The sequence below is a fragment of the Cryobacterium sp. M15 genome, from assembly GCF_002929675.1.
Taxonomy (GTDB): domain Bacteria; phylum Actinomycetota; class Actinomycetes; order Actinomycetales; family Microbacteriaceae; genus Cryobacterium; species Cryobacterium lyxosi.
Window position 1 is genome coordinate 132138 of sequence record NZ_PJJW01000038.1, and the last position, 19091, is coordinate 151228.

The following is a 19091-nucleotide window of genomic DNA, read 5'->3' on the forward strand; positions in this document are numbered from 1 at the left end:
AGCAGGCATTCTTGTGTTTAAAGCGCCAACAGTTTCAAGCGGTCAATGCAAGTGTTGCGGTGTTGTAGACCTCGTGAGGAGTCTGCCACTTTTAAGCCCTACGGAGGCGATTGTTGAGTTCGGTCACGATCTCCGTAAGTCGCGTGGTGTCGGTCAGGTTGAGATCGGTGCTTTTGGGTAGGTATTGACGAAGAAGTCCGTTGGTGTTTAGGGTAGTGCCGCGTTGCCAGGGCGAGTACGCGTCGCAGAAGAACACGGGAATCCCGGTCGCTGTGGTGAAGTCAGCGTGGCGGGCCATCTCGTTGCCACGGTCCCAGGTCAATGTTCGGCGCATGGTTGCGGGCGCCGTGTTGAACTTTTCGATCAGTGCGGCGATCACTTTCTCGCTCTTCGCGCCGAGCGGAAGGGGTAGGGCGATCAGGAGGCGGCTGTTTCGTTCGTCTCGAGATTTGTTGTGGAGACCAGCAGATACTGAGTTTCGATTCCACGTGCTCCCGCAACCGATCGTCCCACGTCAATTTTTCCAGTCGCGGACGCCGGGTGCGGGCCACGGCGAGACGTTCGGCGGGAGCCGCACGGTATCCGCTCTTGCCACTATTGCGGAGCACTCCCGCGAAACCGTTGAGACGGGCCGCCGTAATTCGGCCGCGATCGCCGTCAACGACCGACTCGCGGCGAGACCGCGAGAGATGCTCTCGCGGTCATCGAGCGTCAACCGCAACGCCGGCTGCGGCTTTGTCGCACGTGGTCGGACGCCGCCCGATTGCTTGAGCCACAGACAGGCAGTCGACCTCGAAATCCCGGCTAGCGCCGCGGATTTCCGAAGAGATGTCCCTGATGCGCGCGCCGTGAAGAATGCCATCCGCTGCTCCCGTGGCTTTCATTTCCGTCCCATTTCATTCCTCCTACGAAGTACTTTAGGAGGTCACCACGGCCACACCGTTGCATTCACCGCTTGAAACTGTCGGCACTATTGGCCCTGTTTTGGCCCGGCGTTAACAGCAACGATTCCGGGCTCGGTAATCTAAATTCCGTCAGTTCGTTTGGCCCAACGAACAGCACCACTTACATCAGCGGCCCGTTCTTTAGAAGTGACATTCGGACTCTGTATGCGTCCGCAGATGCAGATTGGTAGGGGACAGATTTGTTGGGATCGACACGACTCGTGGCGGGAGCATTTTTAGCCATGTGCCTGCTGGGAGCATCTGCGTGCTCAACAAACACCTCCGACGACTCGCTCGGGGTCGACGAGGGCGGTTCCACTGCACTGCCAGCTCCCTCTACAAGTGGCAGTCCAGCACCTAAAGATGAAATTCCACGCGATGATCTCGTCGAGGAAAGAGTCCTGCCATGGACGGATTCGGCGAACGTCTCGAACACCCAAGTTCGTGTGTTCTTCGTCGGAGGAAATCCTGCGTGCTACGGAACGCGCGCAATCACTGAGCAAACCGATTCGGAAGTCGCTGTGGCGCTCATCCAAGGCACCTTGCCGGAAGCGCCGGATGCGTGCACTGCCCTGGCGTTTCGGGGCTCGCTACTCATCGATCTCGACGCACCTCTCGGGGACAGGCCTGTAGTCAAACTTTCGATCGAGGGCACCGTTCCACCATCGAAATAATGCAAAGTGCCCAGATCTGTCAGATCAGCACCACTACGAGCGGTGCTGAAAGTACACGCTGGGGCGAGATAGCGGACGCGTCGATCCAGTCGTCGTCGAGTTCCACCTGCAGCCCACTTTTGCCCGGCTCAAGACGAAGTACTGCCAGTGAGTGCCGCACACATCGTTAAAAAACCGAAGGCCGGCCGAGTATTTCTACTCAACCGGCCCGTTCGCTTGGATTTCATGAAAACGCATACTCAATTTCCTGAAACACCCACAGTGCGCGAGAGGGGACTTGAACCCCTACGTCCTTTCGAACACTGGCACCTGAAGCCAGCGCGTCTGCCAATTCCGCCACTCGCGCGAACTTAGGAATGCTAACACTACGAGAGGGGTCAGCGCCATTCGGGTACCCGTCGCTCGCCCCTGCGGGCCGTATCCGGCGTGAGCGCGCCCGATGCCGGTTGCCGCGCCACCTATACCTGGCGCCCCTGCGCGTAGCTGGCGCGCCGACACCATAGCCGCCAACGGATGCCCGTGTGGCCACGCCCCCCTACAAAAAAGTCCCACGGAATGCCCCGAACGCGCGCGGAATTCGGTCAGAGACGCTCCGCGGGTAGTATGACTGTTCGTGCCGTTTGCGCCCCCAAGGTGGGTTGTCACCCGAGACAAGTAACATGCTCATAGCCAAACGGACCGGATCGGGAGACCTGTGGGCATACTGGATAACTTTGAAAAGGGCTTGGAACGCGCCGTCAACGGAGCATTCGCCAAGACCTTTCGATCGGGCTTGCAGCCGGTGGAAATCACCTCCGCGCTGCGTCGTGAGCTCGACACCAAGGCCGCAGTAGTCTCGCGGGATCGTATCCTCGCGCCTAATCGCTTCACCGTGCGTATGTCCCACGCGGACTACGCCCGCATGAGCGCGCTCGGCGTCACCCTTCTCGACGAGCTCACCGCCCTCGTGCAAAAACACGGTGCCGAACAGCGCTACCAGTTCACCGGCGGCATCACGATCACCCTGCAAGACGACCGTAGCCTCAGCGAGGGCATGGTGCAGATCGACTCCAGCTCGGTCAAGAGCAGCGTCACCTGGACCCCGGTCCTCGACATCAACGGCACCAGGCACCCGCTGGTCAAGTCCCGAACCGTGATCGGGCGCGGCTCTGACGCCGATATCACCGTCGAAGATACCGGCACCTCGCGCCGCCACGTCGAAATCCTCTGGGACGGCGCCCGCGCGCAGGTGCGCGACCTCGGCAGCACCAACGGTTCCCAGCTCAACGGCGCTCCCGTCAGCCAAGCCATTCTCGAGCCCGACTCGATCGTGACGATCGGTCGCACCCGCATCGTGTTTCGCGTCCTCGCCCAGGCTTCGCCAGACTCCCATGAGTACCCGCGGGCCGCACCATCGGTCGATCCGGCCACCGAACGCCACGACATGGGCGGATTCTGGGGGCCGACGACATGAACGTCAGTGAACTCACCCTGCTGGTGCTGCGCTTCGGCTTCCTCCTGCTGCTCTGGATGTTCATCTTCGGCATCGTCTACGCCCTGCGCAGCGATCTGTTCGGGCAGCGCGTGCGCAAGTTGAAAACAGATGCCACCCCCGCGCCTGCTTTCCCACTATCCGCTGTTCCCGCTGCAGTCCCCGTTCCCTCGGCCGCCTTCACTGCGCCGGTGGCGCGCGCCAGTCCGGCTACCGGCGCTGAATTGGCTACCGCACACAACACCACCCGTCTGGTTATCACGAGCGGCCCGAAAGCCGGTACCGAGTTTCCGTTGGGCACCGACACCATCACGATCGGGCGCTCGAGCGACTCCAGCCTGGTGATCCGCGATGACTACACCTCCACGCACCACGCGCGCCTCATGCTCTGGAACGATGAGTGGATGTTGCAAGACCTCGACTCCACCAATGGAACCTTCCTGGCCGGCTCCCGCGTCACCGTTCCGACCAAAATTCCCCTGAACGCCACCGTGAAGATCGGCGCCACCAGCTTCGAGCTTCGGCGGTAGGTCATGGCGACGGTAAGTCACAGCGCAGCCGCGTCCCACGTCGGCAAGATTCGCTCCAACAACCAGGACTCCGGCTACGCCGGACGCTCCCTGTTCGTGGTTGCTGACGGCATGGGCGGCCACGCCGGCGGTGACGTCGCGTCGGCGATCGCAACCAAGCGCATCATCGAGGCCGACAAGCCATACGCGAGCGCCCAAGACGCCGAGTTCGCCCTGCAGGCCGCCCTCATCGGCGCCAACGCCCAGCTGGCAGAGACCGTGTTCGAGCACGCCGAACTCACCGGCATGGGCACCACCGTCAGTGCTATCGTCGTCCTCGAAAACGAGGTCGCGATCGCGCACATCGGCGACTCGCGCATCTATCTGCTGCGCGATAACGAGTTGTCCCAGATCACCGTCGATCACACCTTCGTGCAGCGTCTGGTCGACAGCGGACGCATCACCGAGGCTGAAGCCATGGTGCACCCGCGCCGCTCCGTGCTCATGCGCGTTCTCGGCGACGTGGAGGCGAGCCCCGAGATCGACACGTCCATCCTCGCCACCATCGCCGGCGACCGCTGGATGCTGTGCTCCGACGGCCTCACCGGCGTCGTCTCCCACAACGCCATGGCCTCAGCTCTGGCGAGCGGGGCGAATGCGCAGGATGTCGCCGACCTTCTCGTTAAAGAAAGCCTCGACGGCGGCGCTCCCGACAATGTGACCGTCGTCATCGTCGACATCGGTGCGGGCGTCGCGCGCACCGATAGCCCGGTCGTTGTCGGCTCCGCGGCGAATCCGCTCGCGTTCGGTGAGGAGCCCAGCCGCAATCGGGCCCTGCGCATCCCGGCCCTCCGCCTCCACCCGGTGCGTGAAACGCATTTTGAGCCCGATTCTCAGGACTACCTGTCCGAGCTGATCGAAGAGGATGCCCGCCGCGCCCGCCGCCGCAAGGGCACCTGGCTGGTCGCTGTCATTCTGCTGGTGCTCAGCATCGTCACGACCACCGTTCTCGGCTACCAATGGACCCAGACCCGCTACTACGTGGGCGCTGACGGTTCCAACGTCGCTATTTATCAGGGTGTGCAGCAGGACATCGGCCCGATCAAACTCTCTGGTGTCTACGAACATACCGACCTCAATCTCTCTGACCTGCGCGTCTACGACCGCCAGCAGGTCGAGCAAACCATCAACGCCGGCTCCCTGGCCGACGCCCTGGACATCATTGAACGATTGAAGGGTGCAATCGTTGAGTAAGGCATCCGCTCTTTCAGCACAACCGGCGACCGAGCCGGTACGTCGCCTGCGCCTGCCGCAGAAGCTGCGCAACCTTGAACTGTTTTTGCTCCTGATCGCGTGCTTCATCAACGCGAGCGCGGTCGTGCTCGTGCAACTCGGTGCGCTCGGCGAACTCGACCCGACCCTCGTGCTGCTCGGCGCAGGCCTGTCCATTCTGGTCATCAGCCTGCACGTCGTGCTGCGGTTCGTCGCCCGCGATGCCGACCCGTTCATTTTGCCGATCGCAACGGTGCTCAACGGCATCGGTATTGCCATGATCTATCGCATCGACATTGCCGACCAGCAGGGCGGCTGGGCGAGTGCCGCCGTGCGCCAGACGGTGTGGAGCGCCCTGGCTATTTTCAGCGCCATCGTCGTGCTGCTGGTCATCCGAAACCACCGAGTGCTGTTTCGGTACACCTACATCGCCGGCCTCGTCGGTGTGCTCCTTCTTTTTCTCCCGCTCATTCCCGGCCTCGGCCAGGAGATCAGCGGTGCCAGGGTGTGGATCCGCTTCGGCGGTTTCGCTACCTTCCAGCCCGGTGAGATCGCCAAAATCGCCCTCGCCGTGTTCTTCGCCGGCTACCTCGTGCGCAACCGCGACAGTCTCTCAATGGTGGGCAAGAAGATTCTCGGTGCCCGCTTTCCCCGCTTCCGTGACCTCGGCCCGATCCTCGTCGTCTGGGCCCTGTCGATGTCGGTCATCATCTTTCAGCGTGACCTCGGCACCGCCCTGCTCTACTTCGGACTGTTCCTGGTCATGCTCTACCTCGCCACCGGCCGCCTCAGCTGGGTCATCATTGGTCTGGGCCTGTTCCTGGGTGGCGCCATCATTGCCAGCCAGACCCTGAACTACGTCAATGGACGCTTCACCAACTGGCTCGATGCGCTCAACCCGGATGTCTACAACGCCAAGGGCGGCAGCTTCCAGCTGGTGCAGGGCCTGTTCGGCCTCGCCAAGGGCGGCCTGCTCGGCACCGGTTGGGGCCAGGGTCGCCCGGAGCTCACCCCGGTACCTCAGAGTGACTACATCATCGCGAGCCTCGGCGAGGAGCTTGGCCTCGCCGGTCTGTTTGCCATCCTCGCCCTGTACCTTTTGTTCGTCGCCCGCGGGTTCCGCATCGGCTTCGCCGGACAGGATGACTTCGGCAAGCTGCTCGCTGTCGGCCTCGCCTTCGTCGTGGCCCTCCAATGCTTCATTGTCATCGGCGGTGTCACCCGGGTCATCCCCCTCACCGGCCTGACCACCCCGTTCCTGGCCGCCGGCGGCTCATCGCTCGTAGCCAACTGGATCATCGCGGCCCTCTTGCTGCGGCTCTCCGACACCGTGCGCAATCAACCCAGGCTGGTGGTCTAAGTGAACCGTGAACTCAAGCGTGTCAGCATCGTCGTGATGCTGATGTTCGTCACTCTTCTCGGCTCAACCTCGGTCGTGCAGGCTTTCCAGGCCGACAACCTGTCGGCCGACCCACGCAACACCCGCACTCTCTACGACAGCTACCAGGTCGAGCGCGGTGCCATCCTCGTCAAAGGCGAGCCGATCGCGCAGTCGATGCCGGCCGATGATGATTTCAAGTTTCTGCGCACCTATACCAACCCCGAGCTCTACGCGCCGATCACCGGGTATATTCCAATCAATGGCCAACCGACCGGGCTTGAGTTCGCCCTCAATAGCGAGCTCACCGGCACGTCAAACTCCCAATTCTTCGACAAGATCAGCGCCCTTGTCACCGGCCAGGACCCGAAGGGTGCCGCCGTCGAGGTGACCATCGATCCAATCGCCCAGCAAGCGGCGTGGGATGCCCTCGGCGATTACACCGGATCCGTCGTCGTCACCGAGCCCGCCACCGGTCGCATCCTGGCGATGGTCTCCAAACCGGGTTTCAATCCGAACCTGCTCACGGTGCACAACAACGCCGAGGTCACTGCGAGCTATGACGCCCTGGTGGCCGACCCGAACGATCCGCTGATCAACCGGGCGATCAATTCGCTCAACCCTCCCGGTTCAATATTCAAACTCGTCGTCACCACGGCCGCGCTCGAATCGGGCAACTACACCCCGGAGAGTACTTTTTTGAACCCATCCGTCTATATGGCCCCCGGCACAACGAGTGTGATCGAGAACTCCAGCGGAGGAACCTGTGGCGCCGGCGAGACGGTTACCCTCGCGACCGCACTGCGGCTGTCCTGCAACATTCCCTTCGCTGAACTCGGTGTCCAGCTGGGCGACACGACCATTCGTGAGACCGCCGAGAAATTCGGTTTCAACAGCACCCACAGCATTCCCATGACCGTCTCCAAGAGCACGTACCCACGCGGGCTCGATGACCCTCAGACCGCGCAGTCGGCGTTTGGCCAGTTCGACGTGACGGCGACACCGCTGCAAATGGCCATGGTCAGCGGCGCCATCGCCAATGGCGGTGTTGTGATGGCTCCCAACCTGGTGCAGGAGATTCTCGCCCCCAACCTCAGCGCCATCCAAACCTTTGAAGCAACCGAACTCGGGCGGGTGATGAGCGAAGAAACCGCCGCGACGATCACCGCGATGATGGTCAACGGCGTTCAGGATGGTGCGGCAAGCAATGCAAGAATAGATGGGGTTGACGTGGCGGGAAAAACAGGCACGGCGCAAAACGGGTCAACGGATCCGTTCACACTGTGGTTCACCGGTTTCGCACCGGCGAACGATCCGCAATACGCCATCACCGTTCTCGTAGAGAACGGCGGGGGAGAAGGACAAACGGGGTTCGGCAACAAACTTGCCGCGCCTGTCGCAAAGAAAGTACTAGAGGCGGTGCTTAACAAATGAGACCCACAGCAGGCCTCACCTTCGGGGGACGATACGAGCTGCAGTCGCGCATTGCGATTGGCGGCATGGGCGAGGTGTGGAAGTCCACCGACCTCGTCATCGGACGAAGCGTCGCCATCAAGATTTTGAAAGACGAGTACCTCGGTGACCCCGGTTTTCTGGAGCGTTTCCGCGCCGAAGCCCGCCACGCCGCGCTCGTCAACCACGAGGGCATTGCGAATGTCTTCGACTACGGCGAGGAAGATGGCAGCGCCTTCCTCGTTATGGAACTTGTTCCCGGCGAAGCCCTGTCCACCATTCTCGAACGCGAACACGTATTGCCGACCGACAAGGTGCTCGACATTGTCGCGCAGACCTCGGCCGCACTGCACGCCGCCCACGCCGCGGGACTCGTGCACCGTGACATTAAGCCCGGCAACCTACTCATCACGCCAGAGGGACGGGTGAAGATCACCGACTTCGGCATCGCCCGCATCGCCGACCAGGTGCCACTCACCGCGACCGGGCAGGTCATGGGTACCGTGCAGTACCTCTCGCCCGAGCAGGCCAGCGGCCACCCGGCCTCGCCGACCACCGACATCTACTCGATCGGTATCGTCGCGTACGAGTCCCTCGCCGGCCGACGTCCGTTCACGGGCGAGTCGCAGGTCGCCATCGCCATGGCACAGATCAATGAGATCGCGCCCGACCTGCCGGTAACCGTGTCCGAACCGGTGCGCAATCTGGTCTTCGCCTGCCTGGCCAAGAACCCGGCCGACCGACCGGCATCAGCGGCCCACCTGGCGCGCGCGGCATCCGCTCTGCGCCGTGGTGATGTGGCAGCGGCCGCCGTGGCCGTGCCCTCCATTTTGGGCGGCCTCACGGCCACCAGTGCCACCATGCTCATGCCCGGTGCCGGCGCTGATTCGGCCACGACCATTCTTCCGGCCAACGGTGCCCCCACCACGCGCGCCTCCGCTGCTGCTGCAGAGGCACAGGAAAAGAAGCGCAGCAAGTGGACCTGGCCGCTCATCGCTCTCGTCGCGCTGCTGGTGATCGTACTCACCGGCACGCTCATCGCCCTGTTCACCCAGAACAATGAGACCCCGGTTCCTGCCGAGACGTCGGCGACGCCGTCGCCGACACCCACGCCATCGCCCACGCCGACACCGAGCCCAACGCCGACACCGACACCGACACCGACGAATACGTCGGTCAATCCCGACGACTTCATCGGAAAGCCGAGCGCCGAGGCCGCCGCCTTGCTCGTCGACATGGGATTTGCAGCTGACGTCGAACCTGGCAACGCGGCTGCGACCGAGGAAGACGTTGACCGGGTGTACCTGGTCAATCCCAGAGGCCCCGTTCCGGCCGGCTCGACGATCACCCTCACCACCTACGGGCCGGTTGCCACACCGAGCACGCCAACATCAGCCCCGACCGCCACACCGTCACCGGCCGCTCCGGCAGGTACCGTCACCGTGACTTGGAACGCCCAGACCTGCCCGACCGGCCAAACGCTGGCCGGCTATGAGATTGCCACGGAGGGCGGTGCCGCCGTGATCACCTCGGTAAACCCGTCCAACGCTCAAACGACTACGGCCACGATCACCGCCGGTACAGAAAACTTCACCGTAAAGTTCCGCTATTTCTGCGGCCAGATCAGTTCTGCATTCTCCCCGCCTGCCGAAGTGCTCGTCACTGGTGACACTGCCCTCGGAGAGTAACTCCCCAATTCCGTGCGGTAAAGTAGCGGTCACTGTGTCCAACCCGAATACGGTGTCTGATTGTGGGGGAGTGCGTACGTGGCTGACTCTGGTCGTTTGATCGCCGGTCGCTATCGTGTCGGGGCCCTGCTGGGCCGTGGCGGCATGTCCGATGTGCACATCGGCACCGATTCCCGGCTCGGTCGCACGGTAGCGATCAAACTGCTCAAGTCGACCCTCGCGGCCGATCCCGCGTTTCGCACCCGCTTCCGCCAGGAAGCGCAGGCTGCCGCGCGGATGGCGCACCCCACGATTGTGCGCGTGTTCGATGCCGGTGAGGAAACCGTCACCGATGAGTCGGGCCACGACTCGCAGATTCCGTTCATCGTCATGGAACACGTCGACGGCCGGCTGCTCAAGGACATCATCCGTGAGGGTGCGATCGAACCCGCAGAGGCTGTGCGCATCATCGACGGGGTTCTGACCGCTCTCGAATACTCGCACCGGGCAGGCGTCGTACACCGCGATATCAAACCAGGCAACATCATGATCACCAAGTCCGGTCAAGTGAAGGTGATGGACTTCGGCATCGCCCGCGCTATCTCCGACTCGGCCACGACGGTCGCCCAGACCACGGCAATCCTTGGCACCGCTGCCTATTTCTCCCCCGAGCAGGCCAAGGGTGAGTCCGTCGATGCGCGCACCGACCTTTATTCGACCGGTGTGGTGCTGTTCGAAATGCTCACCGGTCGACCGCCGTTTCGCGGTGACACGCCCGTCGCAGTCGCCTACCAGCACGTCAGTGAGATGCCGGTCAAACCGTCTGCGCTCAACCCGAGAGTGTCGCCGGCCCTCGACTCGGTCGTGCTGCACGCCCTGGCCAAGGACCGATTCGCCCGATATCAGAGCGCCGTTGAGTTTCGGGGCGATGTCGAGACCGCCGGATCCGGCCAGATTCCACTCCATCACGCCGGCGAAGAGGTCGGCGCCGGACTCTTCGGCGCCGCGCCCACCGCCGTCACCGGTTCGGCCCTGGCCCTCAAGCAGCTCTCCGAAGATCCCACTATGGTGCGCACGCAGCGGCGCCCTCCGGTGATCTGGGTGTGGGCTGGAATCGTCTGCGTCGTCGTCATCGTCGTAGCGGTCATGATCTGGGTGGCGAACCTGCAACCGTCGGTGGAACTGCCCGACAGCTCACGAAAGGTGCCCTCACTCACTAGCCAGAGCTACGATGAGGCCCAAAACGCGCTTCTCGACCTGGATCTCGCGGCTACCCGTGCCGAAGAGTCGAGTACCACGGTGCCCGCCGATCAGGTGATTCGCACCGACCCTCCGGCCGACACCATCGTCAACCCCTCGGACGTGATCAAGATCTTCGTCTCCACCGGCCCGGTCCCCGTTGTGGTTCCCGACGTCACCAACCAACCCATAGCAGATGCCCAGGCCGCGATCGAAGGGCTCGGTTTCGTTTCCGGATCGGTCACCTCCGAGAATTCGCCAACCGTGGCCGTCGACGTGGTCATCCGCACCGATCCGGCGGCCGCCGCATCCGAGTTCTCCGGCGTCATCGTGAACTACACCGTCTCAAGCGGGCTCGTCACCCTCGGCGACCTGACCGGCCAGTCCCTCGTGGCCGCGATCGACCTCGTCAGCAATGAAAGCCTCATGCCGGATTCGCAGGCAGATTACACCTGCGCCCAGCAATCCGGTTCCCCGATCAAAACCCAGTCGCTGGCGCCCGGTGACGTCCCGCAACGTTCCGAGATCACCCTGACCTACTGCGCCGGCACCTAGCATCGTGCGGACGGGGCCCGGGCCCCGTCCGTGGGCCCAGTTTATAAACTGGGCCCGTGGTTATAGGGTGGGCCCCGCAGCCTGGTCCGTCACCGATACACTCTGTCGGCGTCCAACGTCTTTCCTGCCTGGGTCAGGGCCAAAACCCATGGGTGCCCGGATCAGGGCTAAAACGCGCGGGGTGGACTCAGGTGAGGCGTAACAGCGGGTGCAGAGACTTCGCGGCCTCCCGCGCACCCTCCAGGCCGGCCAAGGCGAGCCAGTTGCCGAGCATGAGGTAGCCGCCCTCAGTGAGCACCGACTCCGGGTGAAATTGCACGCCCAGAATGGGAGCGGATGCGTGCCGCAGTCCCATAATGACGCCGCCCTGTGTGCGTGACGTCACGATGAGGTCACTCGGAACAGTCGACGCGACGACGGCGAGCGAGTGGTACCGGGTAGCCGTGAATGGCTGCGGTACACCGCCGTAGAAGTCGCTGCCGTCGTGCGTGATGAGCGATGTTTTGCCGTGCATGAGCTCTTCGGCATTGGTCACCGTGGCCCCGAATGCTTCAGCGATGGCCTGATGGCCCAGGCACACGCCGAACAGGGGCACGTCGGTCGTCAGTGCCGCTTCGACGACGGCAATGGACACACCAGCGTCCGACGGCTTACCAGGACCCGGCGAGATCAAAACACCGTCAAAGTCGGCGATGCGGGAGATGGCATCCACTTTTTCGAAGGAGTCGTTGCGCACGACTTCGGTCTCCGCGCCGAGTTCCATCAGATAACCGTTGAGCGTATAGACAAAACTGTCGTAGTTGTCGATCACGAGAATACGGGTCATGAGCCGCCCACCGTTGCTTCCTGGTTGTTGAGAATGCCGTCGATCCACGGGTACGTCCAAGTGGCGAGTACGGCGAGTACGGCCAACAGCAGGATCAGAACAAGAATAATGCGCATCCAGATTGGTCCGGGAAGAACACGCCATAGTGCTGCGTAGATGGGAGCCTCCTAGCCCTGTGCTGCGATGATCGGTGCGAGTTCGGCGGGAGCGCCGAACGCGAGCGGCTGCCACGATTCGAACACGCCGTAAGCGATGATACGTTCCGCGGTGGAATAGAGCGGGTTGCAGCTGGTCAGGGTGATGATGCGGTCGACGGCGCTCGCGTCGGGACGGTTCGGAACGGATGCCAGCACCTGTACCTGCGAGGGTGCCACGTACTCGGTATCGCGATACCGGTAGGTGTAGTAACCGTCGGCAGTCTGAACGTATATGGCGTCCCCGAGCTGCAGTTCATGGATCAGATGCATACCACCGCCGAAAGCGCTGCGGTGGGCGGCAAGGGCGAAGTTGCCCACCTCCCCCGGCATTTGCGTGCCCGCATAGTGCCCAATGCCCAGTCGATTGCTGTTCAAGACGTCGTGGCCGGTGCCCTCGGCAATGGTGCGGTGATAGCCAGCTCCGAAACGGGGAACGTACAGCACCGCGAAAGCTGTGGCGTTAGCTGGAACGACAGACATGACCGGCTCTCCGTTGTCGCCCGGGACCGGTACGGTACTCGGCTCGGCCGGATCGACGATGGGAACGGGTGTCGGTGTTGACGTGTTCTGCTCGATCCAGTCCTGGCTGATCTCACTTGCAGCTGAGGTCTGTGAGTTCGCCATGATCATGTCATTCCACCAAAGCTGCCAGCCCAGAAAGAGCAACACGAGTATACCTGCGGTGATGAGAAGTTCGCCCAGCACGCCGATGACGGTGATCTTGCCCGATTTGGCGCGGCGTGGGCGCTTGCTGACGATCTCGATGGGATCATCTGCCACAGGACACATGCAACGAGTCTACCGACCTGATTGGCATCCAGCCCCCGCGTCACGTCCACTCAAACAGGCGAAGACGCTAGGATCGCAGAATGGCACGTAAGAATCCTCGCACCCGGTCCGCCCGCACCGATGTTGCCCGCTCGAACGAGGACGCGCCCAACGCCGTCTGGTTCAAGCCGGTCATGTTCGGTTTCATGCTGCTCGGTCTAGCTTGGATCATCGTGTTCTACGTCAGTGGCAGCCAGCTTCCTATCGCGGGGCTCGGTGCCATGAATATCCTGGTCGGGTTTGGAATCGCCTTCATCGGCTTCCTCATGACCACCCGCTGGCGCTAACTCTTCGACTCGACCGACCACCGTTCGCGAACTGTTCATCGAACGCTAATCGCCGGGTCACCGAGGCCCTGTATTGGCGGTAATGACACCGGTGTAATTATCCCCATGTGGATAAACCTGTGGATAACTCAAGGTGAAACGGCGAGCTCCCGCCGCCAACTATCCCACCGGTGCGAGCAGGCTCAAAATCCTGAGTACGGCAATAGCCACAAAGAGAACGGCAACTGCCGCGATCAAAACAATCTGCACGCCTTTTTGGTTTGGTCGACGGGTGCGCATGAGCACAAACCCGATCAGCGCGCCCCCGACGATGCCGCCGAGGTGGGCTTGCCAAGCGATACCGGGAATGAAGCTCACGACAACGTTGATACCGAGGAGCACCAGCAGTTGCTTCGAATTTCCACCCAGACCGCGTTGAATGATCAGGAACGCACCCATGAGCCCGAATAGAGCCCCTGATGCTCCAACGACGGAGGTGAACGGCGCTAGAACCAGAACACCGACCGAACCCGCGAACCCGCTGATCAGATACAGGGCCAGAAAACGTCCGCGGCCAAGCATTCCCTCCAGCATCGGACCGAATAACCACAGCGCGTACATGTTCAGCAGCACGTGAAACGGCAGCCCGCCCTGCGAATGCAGAAAGACACTGGTCAACATGCGCCAGGGCTCAACGATGGTGAGGGCTGGTACGTAGGCGAATCGCTGGGTGATCCCGAGGCCCGGGATCCATTGCAGCACGAACATGAATACGGTCAGCGCGATGAGGGTATACGTGACTGTCGGCTGGCCACTGCCGGTCAATCTGGTGAGCACGGCTGGTTTGGTGCGCGGAGCGTTCTTACGCTGGATTTTCATGCACTCGGGGCAGATAACCCCGACAGCAGCCTGAGTTTGGCACTCGGTGCAGATGGTGCGGCCGCAACGTTGACACAGAATGAAGCTCTGCCGCCCCGGATGGCGGTAACAAAAATTCGCCGCCGAGACCGGCAGATCATTCATTCTCTGTACGGGGATACTGGTTAGACGGACTCGACAGAAACGCTCTGAATGGAAACATCTTCGAGGGGGCGGTCGCGCCCATCCGTGGCGACGGTGGCGAGCTTGGCGACGATTGCGCGACTGTCTTCGTCTTCGACAGCACCAAAGATGGTGTGCTTACCCTGCAGCCAAGTGGTCGGAACGACGGTGATGAAGAACTGCGAGCCGTTCGTGCCGTGGCCCCCCTGGATTCCAGCGTTTGCCATGGCGAGCACGTAGGGCTGGGTGAAGTCGAGGTCGGGGCTGATTTCGTCATCGAACTGGTAGCCCGGGCCACCGGTGCCCTGGCCGAGCGGGTCACCGGCCTGGATCATAAAGTCTTTGATGATGCGGTGAAAGATGGTTCCGTCATAGAGCGGCGCAGAGGAGGCGGCGCCCGTTGCGGGGTGCTTCCACTCGATTTCGCCGGTTGCAAGACCGACGAAATTCTTCACCGTTTTCGGCGCGTGATTGCCGAAGAGGTTGACCTTGATGGGTCCGAGGGTGGTATTCAGGGTGGCGACAGCGGTGTGCTTAGACATACCCCGATTCTTGCACAGCAATCTCCACCGAATCTGACTCCCTGCGTGCGCTCCCAGTGCATTCGCTGGTAAGACAAAGATTGAGTAGCATGATGGGCACTCAGTGGCAAGATGGATATACATTCGCCACACGACATCGATGGAGGGTCTAGATGAGCCTGTCACGCAAGCGCCGCAAGGAACTCACTCGGCTGCGCAAAAGCGCAGACGAATTATGGAGCCACCAACAAGAGGTTTTAGAGCGGGCCAATGTTCTCGCTCGCCAAGCCGGTCACCACGCCGGCGTTCTCGCGCGCGAAGAGGTAGGTCCGCGCGTTCGCGAGGGCTATGACCACTACGTTCGCCCGAGCGTGAACGCCACCCACGACGCCGCCGACGGTGTACGACGCCGCGTGGTCAACGACGTTCTACCCGGAATCGGAACCGCGATCGGAACGGTCATGTCCGTCGGCGACGTTGCACGCGACGCCCGCGTACGGGCTGCGCTCGGCCGCATCCGCTTTCAGAAGCCCGTTGTGGTCGAACCGAAGGGCCCTGGTGCCGGGACGTACTTCGCCCTCGGCCTGGCCGTCGTCGCCGCCGTAGGCGTCGCCTACGCCGTCTGGCAGACTTTTCGCGCCGACGACGAGCTCTGGGTCACCGATGATGAGGTCGAACCGGGTACGCAGGAAGACTAGGCGAACGCCACCAGCTCAAGTAGAGCCCGCATCCATCGGATGTGGGCTCTACCGCGTTAAGCGCTGTATCAGCCAACACGGCTCTGCTGCGGGCTGAAGAGATGCACTACAGGTGGCTGCCCACCGTTGGCGAACGACACCGCGACGCCGCACGGTACACGAAAGGCCCGTCCGAAGACGAGCCTTGTGCCTGAACTGTGGAGCCACGGGGAATCGAACCCCGGACCTCCTGCTTGCAAAGCAGGCGCTCTACCAATTGAGCTATGGCCCCGATTTCTCAGGCCGAACATCAAGCGCAAGCGCTGAATTCGGAGTGAATCTGGTACTGCGTGGGGATACCGGGATTTGAACCTGGGACCTCTTCATTATCAGTGAAGCGCTCTAACCAACTGAGCTATATCCCCCTCTTGAGCAGATTGAAGACTACCGGAATCTGGCCGGAACCTGAAATCGAGCCATCCTCCCGAAGGAGAAACGACGTGAATTCGGCTTACGAGGGCTGTTTTAGGGTGAAAACAGCCCTCAATCGCGCAAAAAGTGATTAGTTATTGGTGAAGCCAACGAGGAGGCCGCCAGTGATTTTGACACTCAAGTTGTACAGAACGGCGTAGATAGCACCGAGGGCGGTGATCACGACAATGTTCAGCACGCCCACGACGACGGCGAAGCCCATGACATTGCCGATCGAGAGGATGGCGGCCAGATCGGCCGATTCTCCCGCGACGGTTGCGTACAGCTCGTCGACCGTGGTCAACACCTCGGTCTGCACCAGAACGGTGTAGGTGAGGAAGGTCGCCACGATCGTGACGATGGCAAGGCAGATCGCCACCAGGAATGATAGTTTTACGCTCGACCAGAAGTCGACGTAGACCAGTTTGAGGCGAACCTGCTTGCTCGCGGTCTTGCGAGTGGACTTTTTGGCGAGTTTTTCGGCAACGCTACTCATTCGGTGTCTCTACTTTCCCTGAATCCGCGTTTGGAACAGCGTCCACCGCAGCAGTGGTGCCGATGGCACCAGCTGGTGCATCGGCATCCGTAACGCCTTCCTCGTCGGTGGCGACCAGATTACGTTCGATGTTTTTCGCGATGGAGATGATTCGGTCGTCATCCGCGAACTTCGCGAATACAACGCCCATCGTGTCCCGACCCTTGGCCGGAACCTCAGCGACGTCAGAGCGTACCACCTTGCCACTGGCAAGAACCACAAGGACCTCATCCTCGGGGTTCACAATCAACGAACCGACCAGGTCACCACGATCGTCGTTGAGCTTTGCCACCTTGATCCCGAGGCCTCCACGATTTTGCAGGCGGTATTGGTCAGCGGCGGTGCGTTTGGCGTAACCACCCTCTGTCACCACGAAGACATAGCCATCGTCGTTGATAACGGATGCGTCCAGCAGGTTGTCCTCACCGCGAAAGTGCATTCCGATCACGCCGGACGTGCTGCGACCCATCGGGCGCAATGCGTCGTCGGTCGCGGTGAAACGAATCGACATGCCCTTACGAGAGACGAGCAGCAGGTCGGAGTCATCTTCAACCAGCAGGGCGGACACGAGCTCGTCGCCTTCCCGCAGCTTGATCGCGATGATGCCGCCGGTGCGATTGGTGTCGTACTCACTGAGCGCAGTCTTCTTGATCAAGCCGTCGCGGGTAGCGAGGGTCAGATACTGGGCCACCTCGTAGTCGCGAATATCGAGGATCTGCGCGATTTCCTCCCCGGGCTGCAGCGCGAGCAGATTGGCCACGTGCTGGCCTTTAGCGTCGCGGCCGGATTCCTGGGCTTCATAGGCCTTGGCCCGGTAAACCCGACCGGTGTTGGTGAAGAACAACAACCAGTGGTGCGTAGTGGTGACGAAGAAGTGTTCGACCACGTCGTCCGCGCGCAACTGGGCGCCCTTGACTCCCTTGCCGCCGCGGTGCTGGTTGCGGTAGTTGTCGCTGCGGGTGCGCTTGATGTAGCCGCCGCGCGTGACGGTAACGACCATCTCCTCTTCGGGGATGAGGTCTTCGACCGACATATCGCCGTCGAAACCGAACATGATCTCGGTGCGACGGTCGTCGCCGAACTTTGCGGTGATCTCGGCGAGTTCTTCACTGATGATCGTTCGCTGACGCTCGGGGCTGGCCAGAATCGACTTGAATTCTGCGATCTGCAGTTCGAGTTCGGCAGCCTGGTCGATGATCTTCTGGCGCTCGAGGGCGGCGAGGCGACGCAGCTGCATGGTGAGAATCGCGTCGGCCTGCAACTTGTCGACGTCGAGCAGGGCCATGAGGCCTTCGCGGGCGTCGTCGACCGTGTTCGATCGACGGATGAGCGCGATCACCTCATCGAGGGCGTCCAGCGCCTTGAGGTAGCCGCGCAGAATGTGCGCATCAGCCTCGGCTTTGTTCAGCCGAAACTGGGTGCGCCGAACGATTACCTCGACCTGGTGAGCGACCCAGGCCGAGATGAAACCATCGAGGGCGAGCGTACGCGGTACGCCGTCGACGATGGCGAGCATATTCGCGCCGAAGTTCTCCTGCAACTGCGTGTGCTTGTAGAGGTTGTTCAGCACGACCTTGGCGACGGCATCGCGCTTGAGCACGATGACAAGGCGCTGGCCGGTGCGACCACTGGTCTCATCGCGGATGTCCGCAATGCCGGTGACTTTGGCGTCCTTGACCAGGTCAGCGATCTTGATCGCGAGGTTGTCGGGGTTCACTTGGTAGGGCAGTTCGGTGATGACGAGGCAGGTGCGGCCCTGCAACTCTTCGATACTCACGACCGCCCGCATGGTGATCGAGCCACGCCCGGTGCGATAGGCGTCCTGAATACCCTTGACACCCAGAATCTGGGCGCCGGTGGGAAAGTCAGGTCCCTTGATGCGGGCAATCAGCGCTTCAAGCAGCTCGTCGCGCGTAGCGTCGGGATTCTCGAGATACCACTGAGCACCGGCGGCAACCTCACGCAGGTTGTGCGGTGGAATGTTGGTGGCCATACCGACTGCGATTCCAACCGAGCCGTTGACCAACAAGTTCGGAAAGCGGGCAGGCAACACGGTCGGTTCGAGGGTACGGCCGTCGTAGTTGTCCTGAAAATCGACGGTGTCCTCGTCGATGTCCCGAACCATTTCCATGGCCAGCGGGGCCATTTTGGTCTCGGTGTACCGCGGGGCTGCAGCACCATCGTTGCCGGGGGAACCGAAGTTGCCCTGGCCGAGGGCGAGCGGATACCGCAGGCTCCACGGCTGAACGAGACGCACGAGCGCGTCATAAATCGACGAGTCACCGTGCGGATGGAATTGCCCCATGACGTCTCCGACGACGCGGGCGCACTTGGAGAATGCCTTGTCCGGCCGGTAGCCGCCGTCGAACATGGCGTAAATCACACGTCGGTGCACAGGCTTCATACCGTCGCGCACGTCGGGCAGCGCGCGCCCAACGATGACACTCATCGCATAGTCGAGGTAGGAACGCTGCATTTCCAGCTGAAGGTCGACCTGGTCGATCTTGCCGTGCTGCACGAGGTGGGCTGCCGCAGCGGCCGCGGTTGCAGCCATCGCGTCCGGGTTGG

At 61.9% G+C, this 19091-nt stretch carries 18 protein-coding genes and 3 tRNA genes; 9 read left to right on the forward strand and 12 right to left on the reverse strand.

Annotated features, from left to right (window positions below):
* Positions 1–91: 91 nt before the first annotated feature.
* From CXY83_RS10295 to CXY83_RS10310, 4 genes are all read right to left on the reverse strand, one after another.
* Positions 92–505 carry an IS30 family transposase gene (locus CXY83_RS10295; protein ID WP_146069909.1) on the reverse strand — a complete coding sequence of 138 codons (414 nt, stop codon included), beginning with the start codon at positions 503–505 and terminating at the stop codon, positions 92–94.
* A 9-nt stretch (positions 506–514) separates the two neighbouring features.
* A complete protein-coding gene (locus CXY83_RS18600; RefSeq protein WP_104197265.1) occupies positions 515–862 on the reverse strand; it encodes a helix-turn-helix domain-containing protein in 348 nt (115 codons plus the stop codon).
* A gap of 775 nt (positions 863–1637) precedes the next feature.
* Positions 1638–1778 carry a hypothetical protein gene (locus CXY83_RS18140; protein ID WP_233200787.1) on the reverse strand — a complete coding sequence of 47 codons (141 nt, stop codon included), beginning with the start codon at positions 1776–1778 and terminating at the stop codon, positions 1638–1640.
* A gap of 102 nt (positions 1779–1880) precedes the next feature.
* Positions 1881–1964, reverse strand: a tRNA-Leu gene (locus CXY83_RS10310).
* Positions 1965–2312: 348 nt separating this feature from the next.
* On the opposite strand from CXY83_RS10310, the gene CXY83_RS10315 reads away from it, so the two are divergent.
* The 7 genes from CXY83_RS10315 (at position 2313) to pknB (ending at position 11161) form a co-directional block, all read left to right on the forward strand.
* Positions 2313–3071 carry a DUF3662 and FHA domain-containing protein gene (locus CXY83_RS10315; protein ID WP_104197267.1) on the forward strand — a complete coding sequence of 253 codons (759 nt, stop codon included), beginning with the start codon at positions 2313–2315 and terminating at the stop codon, positions 3069–3071.
* Entirely contained in the window at positions 3068–3619 is a 552-nt protein-coding gene (locus CXY83_RS10320) for an FHA domain-containing protein (RefSeq protein ID WP_104197268.1), read from the forward strand. The genes CXY83_RS10315 and CXY83_RS10320 overlap by 4 nt, the downstream gene beginning before the upstream one ends.
* Before the next feature lie 3 nt (positions 3620–3622).
* Positions 3623–4852, forward strand: a complete 1230-nt coding sequence (locus tag CXY83_RS10325; protein ID WP_104197269.1) for a PP2C family serine/threonine-protein phosphatase — start codon at positions 3623–3625, stop codon at positions 4850–4852.
* Positions 4845–6230, forward strand: coding sequence for an FtsW/RodA/SpoVE family cell cycle protein (locus CXY83_RS10330; RefSeq protein WP_233200831.1), 1386 nt, complete (start codon positions 4845–4847; stop codon positions 6228–6230). Before CXY83_RS10325 ends, CXY83_RS10330 begins: the two co-directional genes overlap by 8 nt.
* On the forward strand, positions 6231–7682 hold the full coding sequence (locus tag CXY83_RS10335) for a penicillin-binding protein 2 (RefSeq protein ID WP_104197270.1): 1452 nt from the start codon (positions 6231–6233) through the stop codon (positions 7680–7682).
* Positions 7679–9388 carry a protein kinase gene (locus tag CXY83_RS10340; RefSeq protein WP_104197271.1) on the forward strand — a complete coding sequence of 570 codons (1710 nt, stop codon included), beginning with the start codon at positions 7679–7681 and terminating at the stop codon, positions 9386–9388. Before CXY83_RS10335 ends, CXY83_RS10340 begins: the two co-directional genes overlap by 4 nt.
* A gap of 78 nt (positions 9389–9466) precedes the next feature.
* Positions 9467–11161, forward strand: a complete 1695-nt coding sequence (gene pknB / locus CXY83_RS10345) for a Stk1 family PASTA domain-containing Ser/Thr kinase (RefSeq protein ID WP_104197272.1) — start codon at positions 9467–9469, stop codon at positions 11159–11161.
* A gap of 187 nt (positions 11162–11348) precedes the next feature.
* On the opposite strand, the gene CXY83_RS10350 is transcribed toward pknB, so the two are convergent.
* Both CXY83_RS10350 and CXY83_RS10355 read right to left on the reverse strand, forming a co-directional pair.
* Positions 11349–11987 carry an aminodeoxychorismate/anthranilate synthase component II gene (locus tag CXY83_RS10350; protein ID WP_104197273.1) on the reverse strand — a complete coding sequence of 213 codons (639 nt, stop codon included), beginning with the start codon at positions 11985–11987 and terminating at the stop codon, positions 11349–11351.
* A 167-nt stretch (positions 11988–12154) separates the two neighbouring features.
* Complete coding sequence (locus CXY83_RS10355; protein ID WP_104197274.1) at positions 12155–12973, reverse strand: class E sortase; 819 nt, start codon at positions 12971–12973, stop codon at positions 12155–12157.
* Positions 12974–13053: 80 nt separating this feature from the next.
* Between CXY83_RS10355 and CXY83_RS10360 the strand changes: the two genes are divergently transcribed.
* Complete coding sequence (locus CXY83_RS10360; protein WP_104197275.1) at positions 13054–13299, forward strand: cell division protein CrgA; 246 nt, start codon at positions 13054–13056, stop codon at positions 13297–13299.
* Between the two features lie 159 nt (positions 13300–13458).
* Here the strand turns inward: CXY83_RS10360 and CXY83_RS10365 are convergent, their stop codons facing one another.
* Both CXY83_RS10365 and CXY83_RS10370 read right to left on the reverse strand, forming a co-directional pair.
* Positions 13459–14157, reverse strand: a complete 699-nt coding sequence (locus CXY83_RS10365) for a rhomboid family intramembrane serine protease (protein WP_369831150.1) — start codon at positions 14155–14157, stop codon at positions 13459–13461.
* 164 nt (positions 14158–14321) lie between these two features.
* Positions 14322–14861, reverse strand: a complete 540-nt coding sequence (locus CXY83_RS10370; RefSeq protein ID WP_104128760.1) for a peptidylprolyl isomerase — start codon at positions 14859–14861, stop codon at positions 14322–14324.
* A 152-nt stretch (positions 14862–15013) separates the two neighbouring features.
* On the opposite strand from CXY83_RS10370, the gene CXY83_RS10375 reads away from it, so the two are divergent.
* On the forward strand, positions 15014–15538 hold the full coding sequence (locus CXY83_RS10375; protein WP_104197277.1) for a hypothetical protein: 525 nt from the start codon (positions 15014–15016) through the stop codon (positions 15536–15538).
* A 198-nt stretch (positions 15539–15736) separates the two neighbouring features.
* Here the strand turns inward: CXY83_RS10375 and CXY83_RS10380 are convergent.
* The 4 genes from CXY83_RS10380 to gyrA all read right to left on the reverse strand — a co-directional run bounded on the left by CXY83_RS10380 (position 15737) and on the right by gyrA (position 19077).
* A tRNA-Ala gene (locus tag CXY83_RS10380) sits at positions 15737–15809 on the reverse strand.
* Positions 15810–15868: 59 nt separating this feature from the next.
* Positions 15869–15942, reverse strand: a tRNA-Ile gene (locus CXY83_RS10385).
* A 137-nt stretch (positions 15943–16079) separates the two neighbouring features.
* Positions 16080–16484 carry a DUF3566 domain-containing protein gene (locus tag CXY83_RS10390; RefSeq protein WP_104197278.1) on the reverse strand — a complete coding sequence of 135 codons (405 nt, stop codon included), beginning with the start codon at positions 16482–16484 and terminating at the stop codon, positions 16080–16082.
* Complete coding sequence (gene gyrA / locus CXY83_RS10395) at positions 16477–19077, reverse strand: DNA gyrase subunit A (protein WP_104197462.1); 2601 nt, start codon at positions 19075–19077, stop codon at positions 16477–16479. Before gyrA ends, CXY83_RS10390 begins: the two co-directional genes overlap by 8 nt.
* Positions 19078–19091 lie beyond the last annotated feature (14 nt).